14 protein-coding genes are annotated in these 23,264 nt (G+C 59.6%); 12 read left to right on the forward strand and 2 right to left on the reverse strand.

The features are described 5' to 3' along the window. Positions 1–23 precede the first annotated feature (23 nt). Entirely contained in the window at positions 24–3,164 is a 3,141-nt protein-coding gene (locus DKW72_RS11185) for a TonB-dependent receptor (RefSeq protein ID WP_232522384.1), read from the reverse strand. Between the two features lie 262 nt (positions 3,165–3,426). Between DKW72_RS11185 and DKW72_RS11190 the strand changes: the two genes are divergently transcribed. From DKW72_RS11190 to DKW72_RS11210, 5 genes are all read left to right on the forward strand, one after another. Beyond that, positions 3,427–4,797, forward strand: coding sequence for an MATE family efflux transporter (locus tag DKW72_RS11190; protein ID WP_232522385.1), 1,371 nt, complete (start codon positions 3,427–3,429; stop codon positions 4,795–4,797). A gap of 128 nt (positions 4,798–4,925) precedes the next feature. Continuing rightward, a complete protein-coding gene (locus DKW72_RS11195) occupies positions 4,926–6,107 on the forward strand; it encodes a glycoside hydrolase family 130 protein (RefSeq protein WP_111642455.1) in 1,182 nt (393 codons plus the stop codon). Then, positions 6,104–7,318, forward strand: a complete 1,215-nt coding sequence (locus DKW72_RS11200) for an AGE family epimerase/isomerase (RefSeq protein ID WP_111642456.1) — start codon at positions 6,104–6,106, stop codon at positions 7,316–7,318. Before DKW72_RS11195 ends, DKW72_RS11200 begins: the two co-directional genes overlap by 4 nt. A gap of 48 nt (positions 7,319–7,366) precedes the next feature. Continuing rightward, positions 7,367–8,554 (forward strand): glycoside hydrolase family 5 protein, encoded by a 1,188-nt coding sequence (locus tag DKW72_RS11205; protein WP_111642457.1) that lies wholly within the window; start codon positions 7,367–7,369, stop codon positions 8,552–8,554. Positions 8,555–8,597: 43 nt separating this feature from the next. Beyond that, entirely contained in the window at positions 8,598–9,815 is a 1,218-nt protein-coding gene (locus DKW72_RS11210; RefSeq protein ID WP_111642458.1) for a glycoside hydrolase family 26 protein, read from the forward strand. Here DKW72_RS11210 and DKW72_RS11215 read toward each other — a convergent pair. Further along, complete coding sequence (locus DKW72_RS11215; protein WP_198411320.1) at positions 9,809–11,173, reverse strand: deoxyguanosinetriphosphate triphosphohydrolase; 1,365 nt, start codon at positions 11,171–11,173, stop codon at positions 9,809–9,811. The genes DKW72_RS11210 and DKW72_RS11215 overlap by 7 nt on opposite strands. Positions 11,174–11,437: 264 nt before the next feature. On the opposite strand from DKW72_RS11215, the gene atzF reads away from it, so the two are divergent. The 7 genes from atzF to urtD all read left to right on the forward strand — a co-directional run bounded on the left by atzF (position 11,438) and on the right by urtD (position 22,975). After that, positions 11,438–13,237: an allophanate hydrolase gene (gene atzF, locus DKW72_RS11220; RefSeq protein WP_111642459.1), complete on the forward strand. Its 1,800-nt coding sequence runs from the start codon at positions 11,438–11,440 to the stop codon at positions 13,235–13,237. A gap of 187 nt (positions 13,238–13,424) precedes the next feature. Next, on the forward strand, positions 13,425–17,060 hold the full coding sequence (uca, locus tag DKW72_RS11225; protein ID WP_111642460.1) for an urea carboxylase: 3,636 nt from the start codon (positions 13,425–13,427) through the stop codon (positions 17,058–17,060). A gap of 4 nt (positions 17,061–17,064) precedes the next feature. Next, positions 17,065–17,784 carry a GntR family transcriptional regulator gene (locus tag DKW72_RS11230; RefSeq protein ID WP_111642461.1) on the forward strand — a complete coding sequence of 240 codons (720 nt, stop codon included), beginning with the start codon at positions 17,065–17,067 and terminating at the stop codon, positions 17,782–17,784. 168 nt (positions 17,785–17,952) lie between these two features. Further along, positions 17,953–19,251: an urea ABC transporter substrate-binding protein gene (gene urtA, locus DKW72_RS11235; RefSeq protein WP_111642462.1), complete on the forward strand. Its 1,299-nt coding sequence runs from the start codon at positions 17,953–17,955 to the stop codon at positions 19,249–19,251. A 66-nt stretch (positions 19,252–19,317) separates the two neighbouring features. Further along, positions 19,318–20,925: an urea ABC transporter permease subunit UrtB gene (gene urtB, locus DKW72_RS11240; protein ID WP_111642463.1), complete on the forward strand. Its 1,608-nt coding sequence runs from the start codon at positions 19,318–19,320 to the stop codon at positions 20,923–20,925. Positions 20,926–20,990: 65 nt separating this feature from the next. Further along, positions 20,991–22,151, forward strand: coding sequence for an urea ABC transporter permease subunit UrtC (gene urtC, locus DKW72_RS11245; RefSeq protein ID WP_111642464.1), 1,161 nt, complete (start codon positions 20,991–20,993; stop codon positions 22,149–22,151). Then, positions 22,148–22,975 (forward strand): urea ABC transporter ATP-binding protein UrtD, encoded by an 828-nt coding sequence (gene urtD, locus DKW72_RS11250; protein ID WP_111642465.1) that lies wholly within the window; start codon positions 22,148–22,150, stop codon positions 22,973–22,975. Before urtC ends, urtD begins: the two co-directional genes overlap by 4 nt. Positions 22,976–23,264: the final 289 nt, after the last annotated feature.

The raw sequence follows: 23,264 nt of genomic DNA on the forward strand, positions 1-23,264 counted from the left end.
CTCCACATATTCTGTCTTATTGTTTAGAACGACAAGCTCACACCGGCGGCGTAGCGCCGCTCTTGCACCCAAAGCGAATGAAACGCGTCGGGATACTGGGCGTAGCTATGGCGGCTCTGGTTAGTGAGGTTGGTGCCGTTCACATAAAAGCTGATGTTATCGTTGAGCCAGTAGTTGACCGACAGGTCAAGATAACCCGTGGACTCCAGCCACTGTCCCATTTCCAGCGGTGCGACGTTGGTGTTCAGACCGAAGCGCCCGAGGTACTCCTTGCTGCGCCAGTTGTAAGCAGCGCGCACATTGAGTCCGTCACGGTCGTACCAGAGAATCAGGTTGGCCTGATGCTTGGAGTTAGACGGCAAAGGAAAGGTGTTGCCCTCGATATCACGCCCCTCGGACTCGGACTCCGAATAGGTGTAGTTGGCTTCGATACCGGTAGCGCTCAGGAACTCGCCCGGCAAGAACGTGAAAGGCTGTTTATAACCTACCTCGACGCCCCACAGATCTGACGCCTCAGTGTTCTGGGTGGTCCAGATGTTGGCCATCCGGCCGCGGTTGATGCCGTCCATATCGCGGAAGTTGCGCTGCTCCTGGGACGCCTCCACCGCGGTGTCGACGTCGATAAAGAACATACCAACACCGAAAATGGCATTCTCGGCAAAGTACCACTCGGCCGACGTGTTATAGACCGTTGCGCGCCAGGGTTTGATGTCCGGGCTGCCCTGGTCCTCACCGCCGCCGACACAACCGACGTCATCTTGCACGGTGCCGGAAGGGCTGATCACCATCACCGGGTTGCCGTCTTCATCGGTTTTCGGGCAGCGCTGATACCAAAGGTTAAGGCTGGCACCGACGTTGTCCAGATCGTTGCGGGTCATGGTCTGGGCAACCCCCAAACGCAGAATCACGTCATCAATCGGAAACAGGTTCAGGTTGAATGACGGCAGTACGTCGGTAAAGCTGACCTTATCGGTTTGGGTATCGTAGACGTAAGCGAGCTTTTGCCATTCGTCGTAACCGATGGAATTAAACATATCCAGCACTTCCGGTACGTCGGCGCGGACTACCGTGCGATCGGTCTGGGTCACGTTGATACCGAGGTTACCCTGATAGGGAATCCCGAACAGGCCGTTGTCAAAATCCGCGAAGTTCATCTGGATGTGGGCCGAGGTACTGGTCTCTTCCACATCGTAGGTATAGCCCGGGTTATTGACTGTGCGGGTACCTGGGTAGAGCCGATTCATAAACTCGTAAGGGTTATCCCAGGCGGCAGGATTGAGTGCGGCAACGCCGCTTTCAAAACCGCGAATCGGCCCAAAATCCGTAAACGACATGGTGTCATCGGCGCTGAAGCCGTTGTCTTCGAGGCCGCCAATTTCAATCAGGTTGATGTTGGAGTCTTCGTAGTTGAACTTGCGCCAATCCGGGTAGCGTTGCCAGATCAGGTTGCCGGGCAACTGCCGATAGCGCAAATCTGCCGGCACACGCGGGTCTTCCCAGTCCGTATAGCGGCCGGTGGGCGTGACATAGTTGAAGCGGCTGTTTTGGGCATCGCGCACACCATAACGCACCCCAAAGTCGAAGGAATCGACAATACCGAAGTCGACCGCCAGGTTGACGTCCGCTCGGACGACGTTGAGGGTCGCTTCGGTATTTTCCCCGTCGGCAAAGCCCTGGTACTGATCGAGCAACTCGGCGTCGGACAGATCGTCTTCAAAATAGAAGTGCGGGTAACGGCCACGATAGTCGACCGTCACGTGGTAACCATCCACCGGGTCTTTACCGGGAATGCCATCTTCATCCACCCACAGCCAGGCGGGGGTGCCCTGTTGCAACTGAGCGTCACGCATCTGCCGCTCAGCCTTACCGTAGACGTAGCGCAAACTGGCTTCCAGATTGTCGTGGTTGCTGTAGTTCAGTTCGAGATTGGTGTTGATGGAGGCCGTCTTTTCGATTTCGTTGGTGGAGCGGGTCTGGAAGTCCGCTGCCCAAATGCTGGCCACCGGAACCGAGTAGATGCCGCGCTCGACCATTCCGCCCTCGCCGTCCGGAACGGTAACCATCGAACCCAGCTCTACCTGAGTATAGGGGCCAGGTTGGAGGACATTGTAGACGTTGGTGTCGTATAGAGGCGGCTCGTTGTTGACCTCGAATGACTCAGGCGTGCTGCCACCGTTAAAGGCCGCTTCAACGCCCCGGTCATACTTGTCCATACGGGTAAAGAACACATCACCGCGCGCACTGAAATTGTCGTTGATCACAAACTCGACACTGGCCGAAGCACCGGTGCGTTCACGCTCCATGAACTGACTGCGAGCGCCGTAGTTTTCCGGCACGATGTACCAGTCCTCGCGTCCGGTACCACTCAGGTCGTGGGGGTCGCTGGGCTCTCCGCCGGCGCGATCGAGATAGGCCAAGCGGTGACCGGTCCACATGGAGTAGTTGGCGGCGTTGGAGATCGAGTGATTGACGTTGCCGTAAAAAGCAAAGCGACCCTCGTGGTTATAGCCCACCAGCAGATTGACGTTGTGATCCGGTGAGCGAGTACCCTGGGTACCGTCTTCGTTCATCTCCCGGCGCGAACGCTGCCCTTGGGCACCCTCCAGGCGCAGATTCGTGGTCCAGCCTTCATCGAGCGTGAGCGGACTCAGGGTTTTCAGGTCGACAACGCCCGAAATACCACCACTGAGCATGCTGGCCGATTGGGATTTGTACACATCAACACCCGCCATCAGGCCTGCGGGGATATCGGAATAGTTGGCTTGGACATCGGTAATCGACATGGGGCTGAGAAACTGCTCGCCGTTGAGGGTAGTCAGCACTTGAGGCATCCCGCGGATATTCAGACTGGTGCCCTCATTCGCCTCACGCGATATTTGCACCCCAGTCACCCGCTGAAGCGAGTCGGTAATGGTCATATCCGGCAGACGGCCGATATCTTCCGCCACAATCGAGTCGACTATATTGGTAGAATCGCGCTTGATATCAATGGCGCGCGCCTGGGATGCGCGCACGCCGCGCACAATGATCTCTTCCAGGAGCTCCATGTCCTGCTCGTCAGATGCATCGGGTGCCTGGGCGTGAGCCGCGCCGCCAAGTGCGCAGCCCAGGGCCAACACCAACGCTTTTTTGCGGGTGGTCAGACCACGAGGTGTAATCATCATGTATGCCTCTTCTCTTATGAGATTATTGTTAAAAAGGGTTCACTGCCCGCGCGCGGATCACACACGCGCTTTTGCTCCTGCTGGCGAGTCGCGACTGGTTTGCGGATAATCGCACTCGCATGACCTGCCCGTTCGGCTGTACCAAGGGACGGCGATAAAATCATGCGCCATTATGTAACCGGTTTCAAGCTTTTTGCAGAGACTTTTTTGGCGCCAAGATTCACAGAACTTATAAGCCACTGATTTTAAGGGGATAATTTTTTTGAGTAATCACCTACCACGGCAGTTTTGGCTCAGTGTCGTCATCTTGGCGATACCGGTTGCACTGCAAGTGCTACTGCTGTCCCTACTCGGCATGGCGGATGTGATGATGGTAGGCACCCTGGGGGCCAGCGCCATTGCCGCGGTGGGCCTGGCGGCCAAGATCCACTTTCTGCTGCTGGTCACCATGATCGGCCTGGGCACCGGCTGCAGCGTTCTGGTGGCGCAGTACAGTGGCGCCAACAATGTTCGAGGGGAGCAGCGCACACTGGCGGCCTCGCTCCTGGTGGGCTCGGTATTGATGCTGCCTTTTACGCTGTTGTTCGGGATCAACCCTCTGTGGTGGGTCAGTCATATCACCCCGGACCCGGAAGTAGCCGCCCTGACCGCGCGCTACCTGCAGATCACAGCGTTGGTGTTACTCATTACCCAGGCGACCGTGATCTTTGAATCGGCACTGCGGGCACTGGGCAATACGACCCTGCCGCTGATCGCCGCAGCACTCTCAGTGGTCGCCAATGTCGGGCTCAACTATGTGCTTATCTTCGGGCATTTGGGCTTTCCCGCCCTGGGGGTTGAAGGGGCGGCGTGGGGCACACTGATTGCCCGAATGCTGCAACTGGTCTTTCTATTGATATGGCTCTACAGCCGCAACCACCGCTTCGCCATGCGTCCGCGCCAGCTCCTGACCGACGCCTTCGCGCGCGACCACACCCGCCGCTATGTGCGCTTTGCCACGCCCCTGGTGATCAACCATGTGATCTGGGCATCCGGCAATGCCACATACCACATTGTGACGGGGTTTGCGGGCACCGAGGCGCTCGCGGTAATGGGCATCATTGTGCCTATCGAAACTGCCTTCTTTGCCCTTTTCAATGGCATGGCCAACGCCTCGGCGGTCATGATTGGTCGCGCCCTGGGGCGTGACGACCACGCCCAGGCCTGGCAGCTGCACAAAATTTTCGACCGTCTGGTCATCGGCCTGGTGGTGGTCATGAGCATCGGGCTGTTCTGGCTGTATCCCTGGCTGCTCAAAGTATTCAATCAGGTGGACGAGCAGACCACCGTGCTGCTCAAACACACCATCTGGCTGTTCTGCGGGCTGGTGTGGATCAAGGTGTTGAACATGGTGCGCATCGTCGGCATGCTCCGGGCCGGCGGCGACAACCGATTCTGCCTGATCAACGACACCATCGTGATGTGGGTCTTCGGCGTGCCTATTTTTGTCGCCGCCGTGTTCCTGACCGACCTGCCGTTTCAGATGCTCTACTTTCTCATGTACGTGGAAGACATTCTCAAGTTTATCCCCGCCCGCTGGCGCCTGGGCCAACGAAAGTGGCTCAAGAACCTGACCCGAAACGACAGCCCTTAAACCAGAGGGCTGGTGCCCGCGCAGACCCATCAGAAATTTGATCACAGAGCTTGCAATAGCGAATGTAACCGATTACATTAAAGTCTATAAGAACTTCCTCGTATTCACCCGAAGGTATAGCCGTAACCATGAGTGACTATAAAAGTGCCGTCCAGGCCCTGCTGCGCAACCACCAGACGCTAATTGCCCGCCCCAATGCTCCCAAACCCAAGAGCAACGGTATTTATCAACGCTGGCAGAATCCGATCATTACCACCGAGCACACGCCCGTGTTCTGGCGCTACGAGCTCAACCCCGACACCAATCCACTGCTGCTTGAGCGCCAGGGTATCAACGCCACCTTTAACGCCGGCGCGCTCTACTGGCAGGACAAATACCTGCTGGCCGTACGGGTCGAGGGCAACGACCGAAAATCGTTCTTTGCCATCGCCGAGAGCCCCAACGGGGTGGACAACTTCCGCTTCTGGAACTACCCCATCGCCCTGCCGCAAACCGACCGGCGCGATACCAATGTCTACGACATGCGTCTGACCCAGCACGAAGACGGCTATATTTACGGCCTTTTCTGTACCGAACGCAAAGATCACTCCCGTCCGAACGATACCTCGGCGGCCGACGCCCAGTGCGGCATTGCCCGCACCAAGGATCTGGTCAGCTGGGAGCGCCTGCCGGACCTGGTGACCTATTCCGGCCAGCAACGCAACGTGGTGTTGCACCCGGAGTTAGTCGACGGTCAGTACGCGCTCTACACCCGCCCCCAGGACGGCTTTATCGACGTCGGTGGCGGTGGCGGTATCGGTTGGGGGCTGACCCGGTCCATGGAAAACGCTGAAGTCAAAAACGAAGTAATTGTCGACAGCAAGGTCTACCACACCATCAAGGAAGTGAAAAACGGCCAGGGGCCGGCGCCCATCAAAACCGAGAAGGGTTGGCTGCACCTTGCGCACGGTGTGCGCAACACCGCCGCCGGATTGCGTTATGTCCTGTACATGTTTATGACCGAGCTGGCGCGTCCCTGGGTAATCACCCACTGCCCAGCCGGCCATCTGATCGCGCCCCAAGGTGAAGAGCGCGTCGGCGACGTCAGCAATGTGACCTTCAGCAACGGCTGGATTGTGAATGAAAAAAACGAGGTGTTTATCTATTACGCCTCTTCCGACACCCGTATGCACGTGGCCACCTCCACGGTCGAACGTTTGCTGGACTATGTCATCAATACGCCGGAAGACGGACTCTACTCCGACGCCAGCGTCGCAACACGCTCGCGCCTAATTGAGAGCAACCTCAAGATTCTGGATCAATACCGATGAGTATGCGCACGATCGCGACGCCCCTCGCCGAGGCAGAACTGCCCCGAGCCTGCGAGGCCGAACTGCATGCCATTGCCGACTGGTGGCTGACCCATACGATCGACCGCGAGCGAGGAGGGTTCTATGGAGAAGTGGATGTAGACAATCAATCTCTGCCCGACGCGCCCAAGAGCATCATTCTGAATACTCGAGTTCTCTGGTTTTTCAGCGAAGCGGCACTTGCCACAGGCGACGCTCGCTATCGCGACGCCGCTTGCCGGGCGTTCGACTATCTGAGCGAACACTTTGTTGACCGCGCCCACGGCGGGGTCTATTGGGAGGTGGACGCCGAGGGCGAGGTACATGCGGACAAGAAGCAGGTCTATGCTCAGGGCTTCGCCATCTATGCCTTGTGTGCCTATTACCGGCTCTCAGACAATCCCGAAGCCCGGGCCCTGGCGCTCTCACTGTTTGAACACGTCGAGCGACATGCGCGTGATGCCGATCAAGGCGGTTACCTCGAAGCTTTGTCCAACGCGTGGGGACCGCTGGAGGACTTTCGCCTGAGCGACAAAGACCTCAACTTCCCCAAGACCATGAATACTCACCTGCACATTCTCGAAGCCTATACGAGTCTCTACCAGGTGGCACCACAAGCGGCCGTCAAGGAAGCGCTGCGTCATACCATCGACGTTTTTGCGCACCATATCATCGACACGGACAGCGGCCACTTGCGCATGTTTATGGGGCTGGACTGGCAGGACCACTCCACCGGGCTGAGCTATGGTCACGACATTGAATGCAGCTGGCTACTGCTCAAGGCACTCAAGGCGCTGGGCGATGCCGACCTCAGTAACCAGTTGGAGCCCCTGGCAGTAAAGATGGCCGAAGTCTGCCACCGTGAAGCCTTGGGTAAACACGGTGAGTTGATGGACGCCTACGATTTTTCCAGCCAGCGCTATCACACGGAGCGCATCTGGTGGGTTCAGGCCGAGGCGCTGGTGGGCTTTGTCTACGCCTACCGCCACACCGACGACTGCCGCTATCTGAGCGCCGCGGAAAAACTCTGGACCTTTATCAAGCATTACCAGATCGACACCCAGGGAGGCGAGTGGTTTTGGCTGTCCACACTGGACAGCGGCCACCGCAGTCATTACAAGGTGGGCGCCTGGAAATGCCCTTATCACAACGGTCGCGCCATGCTCGAAGTGATGCGCCTACTGAGTCCGTAAATGCCGGCACGGCACCGGTGAACCAACCCGAATATCACGAGGCCAATAATGAACAATGCTCCCTCTCTCGCTCGTCTTGGCGCCGCTCTGACGCTGACCCTTTTGGTCGCTTGCGGCGGCAACAATCAGCCCGATAACGATCTGACGCCGCCGACCGATCAGAATAACGGCTCCGCCAGCACCAGCAGTGCGAGCAGCAACAGTAGCGCAAGCAGCGCCCCCAGCGACGCGCAGATTCCGCTCGTGGAAAACTGCCGCTTTGAGTTTACCGAACGCGCCCTGCCCGACGAGCTGCCGGGCTTTCATGTCGAGGGCACGCAACTGCTCGACGGCAATGGCAATCCCTTTATCATGCGCGGCGTCAACTACCCCTATGCCTGGTACCGTCAACGCGATACCGCTCAGGACTTCAGTGACATTGCCGCCACCTGCGCCAACAGTGTGCGCGTCGTGCTCGCCAACGGCGAGCAGTGGAACCGGGTCAATGGCGAAGAGCTCAGCGCCATCATCAACTGGCTGCGCGAGCGCCAGATGATCGCCATCCTCGAGGTCCACGACGCCACCGGCTGGCCCGAAAACAATTCCGCCGCGCACCCGGACACCGCCGTGGACTACTGGCTGAGCGACGACATCCGTGCCGCCATTGACGGTACCGAAAACCATGTGATCATCAATATTGCCAATGAACCGCTGGGTAACTTTTACAACGAAGAAGCCGACAGAAACCGCAGCGAATGGATCGACTACCACACGCGTGCCATTGAGCGCCTGCGCGCAGCCGGACTCCCGCATACCCTGATCGTCGATGCCCCCAACTGGGGCCAGGACTGGACCAACAGCATGCGCGACGGTGATGCAGCCCAGCAGGTGTTTGATGCAGACCCGGATGGCAATGTGGTGTTCTCGATCCACATGTACCACGTGTACGACAGTCGCGCGCGCATTCAGGCTTACTTTGAAGCCTTCGCAGAAAAAGAACTGCCGCTGATTGTCGGCGAATTCGCAGCCGACCACGCCGGCGATGGCAATGTCGTCGAGGATGCCATTCTCGACTTTGCCGAAGTCTACGGTGCGGGCTACCTCGGCTGGTCCTGGTCCGGCAACAGCAGTCACCTGGTCAGCCTTGATATTGTCCTGGACTTCGACCCGGACAAACTGAGCGACTGGGGCCTGCGCCTGATTCACGGCGACGACGGTATCGCCCAGACGTCCGAGCTGTGCACCTGCTTTGAATAACCCGACACGTCACCCTGGAACAGGATTCAAAAGGTTTGTTGATATGAACGCACGTTTTTTGCGCCGCAGCGCCGCACTGATTTTCGCTCTCGGGCTGATCACGGCCTGCAGTGATCAGCCTCAAACCGATACCGACACGCCCGATACCGTCGATCCGCGCTACACGCTGGTGGATCCCAACGCCAGTGACGCGACGCGCGCACTGCAGCGCAACCTCTGGTCACTCACGGGCGAGGCGCTGCTTTTCGGTCATCAGGACAGTCTCGCCTACGGCGTCACCTGGTTTGCCGACCCATTGCGCTCGGACGTGCACGACGTGACCGGAGCTTTTCCCGCCGTTTACGGGTGGGAGCTGGGCAACCTGGCGCTCGGGCACGAGCAGAACCTGGACGGTGTCAACTTTGCGAACATGCAGGAGTGGATCCGCACTGGCTTTCGCCAGGGCAGTATCATTACCCTCGGCTGGCACATGACCAGTCCGGTCACCGGTGAGGACGCCTGGGTCAGGCAACCGACCGTGGAGCACATCATTCCCGGCGGCGCTCATCACGATGCCCTCAAAGCCTACCTGGATACCCTTGCCGATTTTGTGCGCACATTGACCTTCGAGGACGACGTGGGTCAAGAGCAGTTGATTCCGATCATCTTCCGGCCCTGGCACGAACACAATGGCGACTGGTTCTGGTGGGGCAAGGGGCACGTGTCGGAGCGGGACTTTATCACTCTCTGGCGCTTTACCGTGAACTACCTGCGCGATGAAAAAGGCCTGAACAATCTGCTCTATGCCTTTTCGCCCGATCGCAGTCGCACCGACCTCGCCAACTTTGAGCAGGATTATTTCTACGCCTATCCGGGCGACGACTATGTGGATATTCTTGGCTTTGACAACTACTGGGATCTGGGCCACGCCAGCAACACCACCCCGACAGAGCAGCAGATGGCCGACTTTGTACAGAGTCTGGATGCCCTCGGACGCATTGCCGCTGAGCGCCAGAAACTGACCGCCCTGACCGAGGCCGGGCAGGACACACTCACCGATGCGAACTTCTATACCGAGCGCTTCCTGCCCGGCTTTCTCGCTACCGACAACACACGTCGCATGGTGTACACCCTGGTGTGGCGCAACGCCAATCGGGACAAAGAAGAGCGGGATCATTTTTATGCGCCCTATCCGGACCACCCTGCGGCCGCGGACTTTGTCGATTTCTACGAGCACCCTTTTACCCGCTTTAACGACGGGCTACCCCCGCTGTATCAATAACGCGGCGCGCCCATACCGTTAAACTGCTTTGCCAGGTTGGTGGCATAGTTATCGGTCATACCGCTGATGTAGTCGATCACGGCCATCAGTGACAGGTATTGATAACTGCCCCGCTTGGCAAACACATCCGGGTGAAAACTGTTTTCACCGATCAGGGCCAGCACCCGCTTATCCTTGTAAGTCACCTTGTCCGGATCACCGAGCAGCGCATCGACCGCACCGCACAAGGTCGACAACAGCGTTGCAATAGTATTGTAGGCGCCGATTTCCAGCTCCACCCGTTTAGCGTGATTGAAGATCTTGTCTTTGGCCAGGTCCTTGGCCGCCTGCACGGCATCGCGCACGGTCGGCTCACACAGGGAAATCAGGTCACCCTTAACGCGCCCGGCAAGAAAGTCCTGCTGATTCGCCATAAAAGCCTCGGTGGCCGCCGTGATAAAGGCGTCAATCACTTTGCCCCTCAGAATCGCCGGCTTGCGTCCCACATCGACCCGATCCAGAGCCTGCTCCAGGTCGCGCGCCTGGGCCGGATCGAGTACCGGACGCAACAGCGCGTAAATTTCTTCCCAGCGCACGATGCCCATCTCCAGACCATCTTCAAGATCGACAATGCCATAGCAAAAATCGTCTGCGGCCTCCATCAGATACACCAGTGGGTGACGGCAGTACCAGTTGTCGCCCAAGGGCAGCAGCCCCGTGCTCTTCGCAATCTCGTGAAAGTACTCCAGCTCGGACTGGAACACGCCGTACTTGCTCTGCTTGGGCCGCTTGCGATCGACGCTGTCGACCGCGCACCAGGGATACTTGATCGCCGCCGACAGGGTCGCATAGGTCAGGCGCATGCCTTCCTGGTGCTGGTAATACTCGGAGGTGGTCAACACCCGCAAACCCTGGGCATTGCCCTCAAACATACGCAGGTCATCGCGCTCGGCGCGCTCCAGGTGCTTCAGGTAACCGGCACCGTCTTTCTGAAACCAGTTGCGGATGGCCTCCTCCCCGGTATGACCAAAGGGCGGGTTACCGATGTCGTGAGCGAGGCAACTGGACTGGACGATATCGCCGATGTCACTGGGCTCCAGCGGCTCCGGCAGGTCGCCCCGATCGCGCAGGGCTTTGCCGACACGCATACCGAGGGTGCGCCCGACACAGGCCACTTCAAGGCTGTGAGTCAGGCGATTGTGAACGTGATCGTTGATCGCCAGTGGGTGGACCTGGGTCTTGCGCGCCAGGCGACGAAACGCCCCGGAAAAAATGATCTTGTCGTGATCGGAATGAAAGGGCGAGCGCCCTTCTTCGCTCTTTGCCGGACGTTGGCCGAGACGCTCGGCACACAACAATTTTTCCCACTGCATGGACATTCACGTCCTCCTCACTCACGTTGACTACGCACCAGTATGGCACACAGCAATCTGTCTGGCGCACAAACACGGCGCACGCCGCCGGGCCTTTCTGGGCCTAAAACAGGATTGCCAGACGGCCCTATCCTCTCACGCAAACGCTTGTTTTACCGCAATTTTTTTCGCACCCGAAACCTCCTGCTCGCGCTTGCTCGCGCGCTGGCACAGTTTCTGCTGAATACCGATTTGTATACAAGATGGTATTTCATTCACAGAGGAGCGCCTATGACCACAGCTGGCAGCCCGAGCACGCTCGGCTGGACCATATCCGACTGGCTTGATGCCTATCGCGAGCAGCGTATTGAGCCGCGCAAGGCTCTGCACGCACTGCGCGATGCACTCGCCAGCGACGACCCCGCCTGGATCCACATTGTCAGCCCAGCCCAGCTGGACGCGCAACTGGACGCGCTGGTCGAAGATCCATTGCTGCCGCTTTACGCTGTCCCCACTGTGGTCAAAGACAATATTGATGTCGCCGGTCTGCCCACCACCGCTGCCTGCCCCGAATTCAGCTATACCCCCAAGCGCGACGCCACCAGCGTCGCCCGCCTGCGCGCCGCCGGCGCCATTGTGCTCGCCAAAACCAATCTCGACCAGTTTGCCACCGGTCTGGTGGGCACCCGCTCACCCTACGGCGCGGTGCCCAACACCTTCAGTCCCGACCATGTTTCCGGCGGCTCCAGCTCCGGCTCGGCAGTTGCCGTGGCGCGCGGTCTGGTGCCCTTCAGCCTGGGCACTGATACGGCGGGGTCCGGCCGGGTACCGGCGGGCTTCAACAATATCGTCGGCCTGAAGCCCACCAAGGGTCGCTTCAGTACCTCAGGCGTCGTGCCCGCCTGTCGCAGTCTGGACTGCGTGTCCATCTTTGCGCTCGACCTTGACGATGCCGACAGCGTCGCGGTTGTGCTGGAAGCCTTCGACCCCGCCGATGGCTACTCCCGGCACAAGCCGCAGCCGGCCACGTTTGTCGGCGACAGACCGCGCCTGGGCATTCCCGCCGAGCCCCAATGGTTTGGTGACAGCCAGGCCGAACAGGCCTGGCACAGCGCACTCGATCAGTGGCAGGCACTGGGCGCAGAGCTGGTGCCGATCGACTTTACCCCGATGCAGACCCTGGCAGAGCTCCTCTACGGCGGCCCCTGGGTAGCCGAGCGCCATGCCGCCGTGGCCGACTTTATGCGCGAGCACGCCGACGCCATGAATCCGGTGGTGCGCGGCATCATCGAGCAGGCGAAAAACTTTTCCGCCACCGATGCCTACCGGGCGGAATACCGGCGCGCCGAACTGGCGCGGGACATCCAGACGCTGATGGCGAGCGTCGACAGCCTGCTGGTACCCACCGCACCGCGCCTGCCCACACTTGCACAGGTGGAAGCCGAGCCGGTTCTGGTCAACAGCCAGCTCGGCACCTACACCAATTTTGTCAATCTGGCGGACTGCTCGGCCCTGGCCCTGCCCGCCGGACTGCGCAGTGACGGCCTGCCCTTTGGCGTCACCCTGATCGGTCCGGCCTGGCAGGACGACGCGCTGGTGGAACTGGGCCAACGCTGGCAGCGTCAGGCGCCCTGGACCCGCGGCGCTCTCAAGGCGGCGCTGCCCGCACCGCGGCAAAATGACAGCGCGCCCGCCGGTTACGTGCGCCTGGCCGTGGTCGGTGCGCACCTTTCCGGGATGCCTCTCAACAGCCAGTTGACCGAGCGCCATGCGCGTTTCGTCGAAGCGACTTTTACCGCGAGCAACTACCAGTTGTTTGCGTTACCCAATACCACCCCGCCCAAGCCCGGACTCATGCGCACCGAATCCCGGGGTCAACCCATTGCGGTGGAGCTGTGGGATGTCCCTGAGCCGCTGTTCGGCAGTTTTGTCGCGCTGATTCCGGCTCCGCTCGGCATCGGCACGCTGACCCTCCAGGACGGGCGCCAGGTGAAAGGTTTTATTTGCGAGCAGGTCGCCACCGAAGGCGCCAACGACATCACCCATCTGGGCGGTTGGCGCGCGTTTATTGCGCAGACGGCAACGGCGTAAATGGCGGGGACAGCGTGCCAATGCTCAAGTAGGTCGGATTAGCCCGAAGGGCGTAATCCGACACCTGAGGCACCTGATCGCGAAAGAACACCCCGACAAAAACTGAATACCGAATACCAAAAACGGCAACACGGAAAAACCCAAAAAAACCACAACCGATAGCTATACGAAAACCACGGAGCACACCATGCTGGACACCGTACTGATTGCCAACCGCGGGGAAATCGCGGTTCGTATCGCCAAAACGCTCAAGACCATGGGCATCAAGTCGGTCGCGATCTATTCCGACGCCGACCGCAACAGCGCCCATGTCAGTGCCTGCGACAGCGCCGTCGCCCTGGGTGGCAACAGCGCCGCCGAGAGTTACCTGCAGGCAGATAAGATTCTGGCAATCGCCAAAGAGTGCGGCGCCCAGGCGGTAATCCCCGGTTACGGTTTCCTCTCAGAAAACGCCGACTTTGCCGAGCAGTGCGAGGCCGCCGGTATCGCCTTCTGCGGCCCGACCCCCGATCAGATCCGCCAGTTCGGTTTAAAGCACACCTCCCGGGAAATCGCCGAGCGCGCGGGCGTGCCCCTGACCCCCGGCACGGGCCTGCTCGACTCACTCGACCAGGCACTGACCGAAGCCGACAAGCTGGGTTACCCGGTGATGCTCAAAAGCACCGCCGGAGGTGGCGGCATCGGTCTGACCCGCTGCGACGACGCCGATGCGCTCAAGGAGGCCTTTGAAAGCGTCAAGCGCCTGGGGCAAAACTTCTTCAGCGACAGCGGTGTATTTCTGGAACGCTTTGTCGACAATGCCCGGCACGTGGAAGTGCAGATATTTGGCGACGGCAAAGGGGGTGTCATCGCCCTGGGCGAACGCGACTGCTCCCTGCAGCGGCGCAACCAGAAAGTGGTCGAGGAAACGCCGGCACCGAAACTGCCCGCCGCCACCCGCGAACAACTCCTGCAGGCCTCGATCAGTCTGGGCCAGGCGGTCAACTACCGCTCCGCCGGCACGGTGGAGTATATCTACGACCCGGCCCGGGACGCTTTCTACTTTCTGGAAGTGAACACCCGCCTGCAGGTTGAGCATCCCATTACCGAAGCCTGCACCGGCGTCGACCTGGTACAGTGGATGGTCGAAACCGCAGGCGGCAACCCGCCGGACACCCAACAGGTGATCGAGCCCAAGGGCGCCGCCATCGAAGTGCGCCTCTACGCCGAAGATCCGGTCAAGGATTTTCAGCCCTCCCCGGGGGTGCTCACCGACGTGCACTTTCCCGAGGGCTGTCGTATCGATACCTGGGTGGACACCGGCACCGAAGTGTCGCCCCACTACGACCCGATGATCGCGAAAATTATTGTCGAGGGCAAAGACCGCGCCGACGCCATCGCCAAGATGAGCGACGTTCTGAAAGCCACCCGCGCCATGGGTATCAGCACCAACCTGGATTACCTGCGCCAGATTATCGACAGCGATTTTTTTGCGCGCGGCGATGTCGCCACCAATCAGTTGGCCAGCTTTGAATATCAGGCCCCGGTGGTGGAAGTGGTGCACCCGGGGACCTACACCAGTGTCCAGGATTACCCGGGGCGCACCGGCTACTGGGGTATCGGCGTGCCGCCCTCGGGTCCCATGGACGATTACGCCTTTCGCCTGGCCAACCGCATCGTCGGGAATCACAGTGACGCTGCCGGTCTGGAATTCACCATCGTCGGCGCCAAGCTGCGCTTTCACAGCGACGCGCTCATTGCCCTGACCGGCGCGCAGACCCCGGCCACTCTCGACGGCGAAGCCATGCCCCTGTGGCAGCCGGTGAGCGTCAAAGCCGGCCAACTGCTGGACGTGGGCAAGGCCACCGCCGGCTGCCGCACCTATCTGGCGATTCGCAACGGTATTGACGTCCCCGCCTACCTGGGCAGCCGATCGACCTTCGCTCTCGGGCAGTTTGGCGGCCACGGCGGGCGTATTCTGCGCGCCGGCGATATGCTCGGCATCAGCAACCCCGATTTTCCCGCCTGCACCACGCCCGCGCCCAACTACTCACCGGCGCCCGCGCCCGAGGCTTTTATCCCCGCCTACGGTCAGAACGATGAAGGCCCGGTGGAGTGGGAAGTGGGCGTACTTTACGGTCCGCACGGAGCGCCCGACTTTTTTACCGACGAGGCGATCGAGATGTTTTTCGATACCGCCTGGGAAGTGCACTACAACTCCAACCGTCTGGGTATTCGCCTGAACGGCCCCAAGCCCACCTGGACCCGCAACGACGGCGGCGAAGCGGGACTGCACCCGTCCAACATCCACGACACCGAATACGCCGTGGGCTCGATCAACTTTACCGGCGACATGCCGGTCATTCTGACCAAAGACGGCCCCAGTCTGGGCGGCTTTGTCTGCCCGGTCACCATCTGTAAAGCCGAGCTGTGGAAAGTGGGCCAGGTCAAACCCGGCGACAAACTGCGCTTCAAGCGCCTGAGTTTTGAGACTGCCCTGGCGATGGAAACCGCCATCGACGAGGCCATTGATAACCTGAGTGCCCCGGCCGAGATTACACCGCTGCCCGAACCCGCACGTGAACACACGCTCTCTGAATGCATCCTCGCGGCCCTGCCCGAAACCGATGAACGCCCCACGGTCACCTACCGTCAGGCGGGTGACAAGTACATCCTGCTGGAGTACGGCCCCAACGTCATGGATCTGCGCTTTCGACTGCGCGTGCACGCATTGATGGAAGCACTCAAGGCCAATCCCGTTGAAGGCATTATCGAGCTTTCTCCCGGCGTGCGTTCGCTGCAGATCAACTACGACAGTCGCGTTCTGCATCAAACCGATTTGATGAAAGCCCTGCTCGACACCGAGGCCACTCTGCCACCGGTGGACACCCTGCGCGTGCCGAGTCGTGTCATCTATCTGCCCATGGCCTTTGAAGATTCCGCCACCCTGGACGCCGTGGCCCGCTACCGCCAGTCGGTGCGCGATACCGCCCCCTGGCTGCCCAGCAACACCGAGTTTATGCGCCGCATCAATGGTCTGGACAGTATCGAGCAGGTGCGCGACGTTCTCTTTAACGCCAGCTATCTGGTGCTTGGACTGGGCGATGTTTACCTGGGTGCGCCCTGCGCGGTGCCGGTGGATCCGCGCCACCGCTTGCTCACTTCCAAGTACAACCCCGCGCGCACCTACACCGCCGAGGGCACCGTGGGCATCGGCGGGGTGTATATGTGTATCTACGGTATGGACTCCCCCGGCGGTTACCAGCTGGTGGGCCGGACCCTGCCGATCTGGAACAAATTTCTGAAGAGCCCGGTATTCATCAACGATGAGCCCTGGCTGCTGAAGTTCTTCGATCAGGTGCGCTACTACCCGGTGAGCGAAGCGGAACTGACCGAGCAACGCGAAGCCTTCCGCGAAGGTCGCTTGCAGATCCGCATCGAAGAGACGGTGTTCGATATCGCCGAACACGAGCAGTTTCTCGCCGACAACGCCGACAGCATTGCCGCCTTTAAAGCCAATCAGCAAAGCGCCTTCGAGAAAGAAGTGGCCCTGTGGCAGGCCGACGAAGAGGCGCAGGTGGACAAGGCCCTGCAAGCCAAAACCAGCGCCGATCACATCGAGGTCGACGGCCACGCCATCACCGCGGATATCAGCGGCAACATCTGGAAGCTGCTGGTCGAACCCGGCCAGACGGTGGAGCCCGAGCAACCCCTGATTATCGTGGAGGCCATGAAGATGGAGTTCTCCATTACCGCCGACCGCGCCGCTACCGTCAGCGCCATCCACTGTGAGCCCGGCAAACCGGTCAACGCCGGCGACCTGCTTATCGTGCTTGCCGAGTAGAAGGATGAAAGTGGTGAAACTGACCAAGGCCAAAATCAAACCCGAGCGACGCGTCAACCTGCCCGAGCGTATTTACCAACAGCTCAAGCAGGACATTTTTGACTTTCGTCTGCTGCCGGGCGAGCGCTTTACCGAAAGTGAGGTGGCCGAACGGGTAGAAGCCAGCCGGACCCCCGTGCGCGAAGCCCTGCTGCGCCTGCAACGGGAGGGCTTTGTGGAAGTCTCCTTTCGCAGTGGCTGGCAAGTGCGCCCGTTCGATTTCGAGCAGTTTGAGCAGCTCTACGATGTGCGTATCACCCTGGAGTTGGCGGCGGTCAAAAAACTGTGCGAGATGGAGGCCAGCCCGGATCTGGGCGATCTCAAAGACGTCTGGCTGGTACCGACCGAAGAACGCCTGGATCACGGTCCCACGGTGTGCGAACTGGACGAACGCTTTCACGAGCGCCTGGTTGAGGCCAGCGGCAACGATGAAATGGCGCGCATCCACCACGACGTCACCGAGCGCCTGCGCATTATCCGGCGCATCGACTTCACCAAAGGGCCACGCATCAAGGCGACCTACGACGAGCACAGCAAGATCTTGCGCACCATCATGAAACGGCGTACCGACGACGCCCAACTCCTGCTCAAAACCCATATTGAAGAGAGTAAATCCGAAGTCCGAAAAATTACCCTGCACATGCTGTATGAAGCGCGCGAGCGCCAAGCCGGCGAGGACAGGTGACAACACAGAATTTTTAAGAATGTCCGGCAACGACCGGGCACGCAGTATGCGCTTTTTCAGGAAGAAGTCGCAGGCAGATGGTACAGGATGTAAAGCGTGCCCTCCAAAGGCACACCCTTAAACGTGAAGTAGCACAATTGCCCAACGACCTAAAACGGAGTAAGCCTCATGAAACTCAAGAAACTGATGAAAAAAGCCGGCATGATCGGCGCAGCCTGCGGACTCGCGTTTTCAGCGCTCACCGCTCAGGCCGAAACCATCAAAGTGGGTGTTCTGCACTCACTCTCGGGCACTATGGCCATCTCAGAAACCACTCTGAAAGATACCATGCTCATGCTTATCGAGGAGCAGAACAAACGCGGCGGCCTTCTGGGCAAACAACTCGAAGCGGTCGTCGTTGACCCCGCCTCTGATTGGCCCCTGTTTGCCGAACGCACCCGCGACCTGATCGAGCAGCACGGTGTGGATGTGATCTTCGGCTGCTGGACCTCGGTCTCGCGCAAGGCCGTATTGCCGGTGATCGAAGAGCTGAATGGCATCCTCTTCTATCCGGTCCAGTACGAAGGTGAAGAATCCTCGCGCAATGTCTTCTACACCGGCGCGGCCCCCAACCAACAGGCCATTCCCGCAGTGGAATACCTGATGGAAGAAATGGGCATCGAGCGCTGGGTACTGGCCGGCACCGACTACGTCTATCCGCGTACCACCAACCGTATCCTTGAAGCCTACCTCAAGGCCAACGGTGTCGCGGACTCGGACATCATGATCAACTACACCCCCTTCGGCCACTCCGACTGGCAGAACATCGTCGCCGAGATTCGTCGCTTTGGCAGCCAGGGTAAAGCCACCGCCGTGGTCTCCACCATCAACGGTGACGCCAACGTTCCGTTCTACCGCGAGCTGGGTAACCAGGGCGTGTCGTCACTGGACATTCCGGTGGTTGCTTTCTCCGTGGGTGAAGAAGAACTGTCCGGCATGGATACCGGCCCGCTCGAAGGTCACCTGGCGGCATGGAACTACTTCATGAGCGTCGATAGCGAAGAGAACAAAGCCTTTATCGAAAAATGGCACGCTTTCATTGGCGACAAGAGCCGCGTCACCAATGACCCCATGGAAGCTCATTACATCGGCTTTAATATGTGGGCTCAGGCGGTCGAGAAAGCCGAGACCACCGACGTCGACACCATCATCGATACTCTGGTTGGCATCAAGGTACCCAACCTGACCGGTGGCATCGCTGAAATGCTGCCCAACCACCACATCACCAAACCGGTGCTGATCGGTGAAATCATGGACGACGGTCAATTCCTGGTGGTGTCTGAAACCGACGCGCCGGTTCCCGGCCAAGCCTGGTCGCCCTACCTGGAAGGCAGCAAGGACCTAATCGCCGACTGGACCGACCCGGTCAACTGCGGCAATTACAACACCGTGACCAACACCTGCCTGGGCGCCGAAGCCCAACACTAAGACGTACCCGACGCACCTCCGTCCCTTCTGGGGCGGAGGTTGTGCCCCGTACTGCGAGTACCCGATATGATCAAGTATGGACATTGGTTCCTGGCCCTGCTGCTGAGCTGCGCAAGCGTGCCCGCACTGGCCGAGAACGATCAAGCCAACCCCGATTTTGAAACCCTGGTGCAACAACTGCCCCAAGGTAATTTACGTGATCGCATGGCCACCATCGAAGCACTGGTCAGCAGTGACGACGAGCGTCTGCTTAACCTGCTGACGGCTTTGCGCAACAACGATCTGCTGGCCGACGACGGCGAACCACCGCGGGTTGCCCGACGCCGCGACGGACAAGTGTTTGATGTCCTGTCAGGCGAGCTGCTGCTCGATGACACCGTTGAGACGTTAAGCCGGGTACCGGTCAACAATATGATGCGGCGTCAGCTGCAAACCACTATCGCCCGACTCAGCCTGAACAACGATAGCCCCCAAGTTCGCTATCGGGCCGTACGCCAGATGATCAGCGACGGCGTCGATGCAGACATCATCGCTCTGTTGCGGGAGCGCGATGAAATCGAAACAACCCTGCTGGTGAGTAACGCCATCGAAACCGCCTTCGCCCTGCACCGACTCGACAGCGACAACCCACAAACCCGCTTGTCGGCTGTCGAAAGACTGCGCGGCTCCCTCGAAAGCGAGGCGCGCAACTCGCTGCGTCGATTGGCCGAGAACGACGAAGTCACGGAAGTGCGCGAAGCGGCCGCCGAAGCGCTGCAGTCCATTGAGGGACGGGTCACCTTTTATCGCGCCGTCGAGAGCACGCTCTTTGGACTGAGTCTGGGCTCGGTACTGCTGCTCGCCGCCATCGGCTTGGCCATCACCTTCGGCGTCATGGGTGTGATCAACATGGCCCACGGCGAGCTGATCATGATCGGCGCCTATACCACCTGGATGGTGCAACAACTGTTTCCCGGTCTGATTGAATGGAGTCTACTGATCGCTATCCCTTCAGCCTTTGTCGTCACCGCCCTAGTGGGTATTGCCATCGAGCGGGGCGTCATCCGTTTTCTGTACGGCCGACCACTGGAAACCTTGCTCGCCACCTTCGGCATCAGCCTGATTCTGCAACAGGCAGTGCGCAGCCTGTTCTCGCCGCTGAACCGTTCGGTCACTTCGCCCGAGTGGATCAGCGGCACGCTGACGATCAACCCGGTGCTCTCAATCACCTACACCCGGCTGTACATTTTCATCTTCGGCCTGATGGTGTTCTTCGCGCTGCTGCTGATCATGAAAAAGACCGCCCTCGGCCTGAAGGTGCGCGCGGTTTCCCAAAACCGTGCCATGGCCCGCGCCGTCGGCGTGCGTTCCAGTTGGGTGGATGCGCTTACCTTCGGCCTCGGTTCGGGTATCGCCGGGGTCGCCGGGGTCGCCCTGTCACAGATCACCAATGTCGGCCCCAACCTCGGCCAGGCCTATATCATCGACTCCTTTATGGTGGTGGTGTTCGGCGGTGTCGGCAACCTCTGGGGTACGCTGGTGAGTGCCATGAGTCTCGGTATTCTCAACAACTACCTCGAGCCCTGGACCGGCGCGATGCTCGCCAAGGTGATTGTACTGGTGCTGCTGATTCTGTTTATCCAGAAGCGGCCGCGAGGACTCTTCCCGCAAAAAGGGCGCGCGGCGGACGGCTGATGCCACCCGCGCACCCTCGGCCACTGATGGCCATCGACTGACTTTGACAACAAGCGAGCACACGTATGTTAACGCAACGACTACTGACAAGTGACCGCGGCGGGATGATTGTTCTGGGCATTATTGCCGTCGCGCTGGTATTGGTTCCTATCCTGAACATGACCCTGCCCAGAGAGTCACCTTTCTACGTCTCCAACTTTACCGTGGCGCTGCTGGGCAAATTTTTATGCTTTGCCCTGCTCGCCCTGGCGGTGGATCTGATTTGGGGCTACGCCGGCATTCTGTCACTGGGCCACGGTGCCTTTTTTGCGCTTGGCGGCTACGCCATGGGCATGTACCTGATGCGCCAGATTGGCGAGCGAGGCGTCTACGGCCACCCGGAGCTGCTGGACTTTATGGTGGTGATGAACTGGGAGTCCCTGCCCTGGTACTGGCAGGGTTTTGATATGTTCTGGTTTGCCGCCCTGATGATTCTGTTGATCCCGGGCCTGCTGGCGCTGGTATTCGGCTGGCTGGCGTTCCGCTCGCGCGTTACCGGGGTCTACTTCGCGATCATCACCCAGGCCTTGACCTACGCCTTGATGCTCGCCTTCTTCCGCAACGAAATGGGCTTCGGTGGCAACAACGGCCTCAACGATTTCAAGACCATTCTCGGCTTCGAGATCGCCACCCGCGCGACCCGCGCCGGGCTCTTTGTCGCCTCGGGGATCGCCCTAATCCTCGGCTACCTGTCCTGTCGCTATATCGTCACCTCGCGCATGGGCCGCGTGCTCGTTTCCATTCGCGATGCCGAAAGTCGCACCCGGTTCAGCGGCTACAAAGTGGAATCCTACAAGCTCTGGGTGTTTGTCTACTCCTCCATGATGGCGGCGGTCGCCGGCGCCCTCTATGTGCCGCAGGTCGGTATCATCAACCCAGGCGAGTTCTCGCCGCTCAACTCCATTGAAGTGGTGGTCTGGGTCGCCACCGGCGGACGCGGCACCCTGTACGGTGCCATCGTGGGCGCCTTCTCGGTCAACTACGCCAAGACCTTTTTCACCACCTGGTCGCCGCAGACCTGGCTGTTTGTACTCGGCTCACTGTTTGTCCTGGTGACGCTGCTGCTACCCAAGGGTCTTGTGGGTCTGTTCAACCACCTCAAGCGCAAGCAGCGCGAGGACAACCCGCCACCCGAAGCGCCCAGTGAAGACGCCGCCACGATAAAGTCCCCGGGAGGTGCCGCATGAGTATCGTCAAACAGGCCCTGCGTGCCGGTCGGCACGCCCTGCCCAAAGCTGATCCCAACTTTGGCGCGCCCATCGATACCAGCCACGGCCCGATTCTCTATGTCGAGGGGATCTCGGTCAGTTTTGATGGCTTCAAGGCGCTCAACGATCTGAACCTCTATGTCGATGACGGTGAGCTGCGCTGCATTATCGGCCCCAACGGCGCAGGCAAAACCACCATGATGGATGTGATTACCGGCAAAACCCGACCCGATGAGGGCAGCGTGTTCTTCGGTCAATCCATCAACCTGCTGGAATTGTCCGAGCACCAGATTGCCCGGGGCGGTATCGGCCGGAAATTTCAGAAGCCCACGATCTTTGAAGCCCTGACTGTGTACGAAAACCTGGAGCTGGCCACCGCCGCCAACAAACGGGTGTGGTCGACCCTGACGCGCGAACTCAACGGCGCACAGAAAGACCGCATCGAAGAGGTACTGCACACCATCGGCCTGATCACACAGCGCCATCAGGATGCAGGCGCCCTCTCCCACGGTCAAAAACAGTGGCTTGAAATCGGCATGTTGTTGATGCAGGAGCCGCGCGTGCTTCTGGTAGACGAACCGGTAGCAGGCATGACCGGCGAGGAAGTCGAACACACCGCGCAGCTGCTCACCTCCCTCGCGGGCAAACACTCGGTGATCGTGGTGGAGCATGACATGGCCTTTGTGCGCTCCATCGCCCGCACCGTCACCGTGTTGCACCAGGGTTCGGTACTCGCCGAAGGGTCCATGGATCAAGTGCAGAATGACCCGAAAGTCATCGAAGTGTATTTGGGCGAGACCTAGCCGGGAGGGAAAGGCCGGAGCAGTAATAGCAACACCCGATTAAACCGTTTGGGAACATCGTGCCGCTTTGTCGGATTACGGCTACGCCTAATCCGACCTACGGGAAACATCGTGCCATTCTGTCGGATTACGGCTACGCCTAATCCGACCTACGGGACACACCGTGCCATTCTGTCGGATTACGGCTGCGCCTAATCCGACCTACGGGAAACATAGTGCCGGTGTTTGAGTAGGTCGGATTAGCGCAGCGTAATCCGACACCTGAGGCACCCAACCCAAACAACGCACC

Source organism: Marinimicrobium alkaliphilum, assembly GCF_003259155.1.
Lineage (GTDB): Bacteria > Pseudomonadota > Gammaproteobacteria > Pseudomonadales > Cellvibrionaceae > Marinimicrobium_A > Marinimicrobium_A alkaliphilum.

What these genes read in the sequence shown, in the direction of transcription:
- atzF (WP_111642459.1), top strand. Translation starts at nt 11,438, where the DNA reads ATGACCACAGCTGGCAGCCCGAGCACGCTCGGCTGGACCATATCCGAC.
- DKW72_RS11210 (WP_111642458.1), top strand. Translation starts at nt 8,598, where the DNA reads ATGAACGCACGTTTTTTGCGCCGCAGCGCCGCACTGATTTTCGCTCTC.
- DKW72_RS11205 (WP_111642457.1), top strand. Translation starts at nt 7,367, where the DNA reads ATGAACAATGCTCCCTCTCTCGCTCGTCTTGGCGCCGCTCTGACGCTG.
- DKW72_RS11200 (WP_111642456.1), top strand. Translation starts at nt 6,104, where the DNA reads ATGAGTATGCGCACGATCGCGACGCCCCTCGCCGAGGCAGAACTGCCC.
- uca (WP_111642460.1), top strand. Translation starts at nt 13,425, where the DNA reads ATGCTGGACACCGTACTGATTGCCAACCGCGGGGAAATCGCGGTTCGT.
- urtC (WP_111642464.1), top strand. Translation starts at nt 20,991, where the DNA reads ATGTTAACGCAACGACTACTGACAAGTGACCGCGGCGGGATGATTGTT.
- urtD (WP_111642465.1), top strand. Translation starts at nt 22,148, where the DNA reads ATGAGTATCGTCAAACAGGCCCTGCGTGCCGGTCGGCACGCCCTGCCC.
- urtA (WP_111642462.1), top strand. Translation starts at nt 17,953, where the DNA reads ATGAAACTCAAGAAACTGATGAAAAAAGCCGGCATGATCGGCGCAGCC.
- DKW72_RS11230 (WP_111642461.1), top strand. Translation starts at nt 17,065, where the DNA reads ATGAAAGTGGTGAAACTGACCAAGGCCAAAATCAAACCCGAGCGACGC.
- urtB (WP_111642463.1), top strand. Translation starts at nt 19,318, where the DNA reads ATGATCAAGTATGGACATTGGTTCCTGGCCCTGCTGCTGAGCTGCGCA.
- DKW72_RS11195 (WP_111642455.1), top strand. Translation starts at nt 4,926, where the DNA reads ATGAGTGACTATAAAAGTGCCGTCCAGGCCCTGCTGCGCAACCACCAG.
- DKW72_RS11185 (WP_232522384.1), bottom strand. Translation starts at nt 3,164, where the DNA reads ATGATGATTACACCTCGTGGTCTGACCACCCGCAAAAAAGCGTTGGTG.
- DKW72_RS11215 (WP_198411320.1), bottom strand. Translation starts at nt 11,173, where the DNA reads ATGTCCATGCAGTGGGAAAAATTGTTGTGTGCCGAGCGTCTCGGCCAA.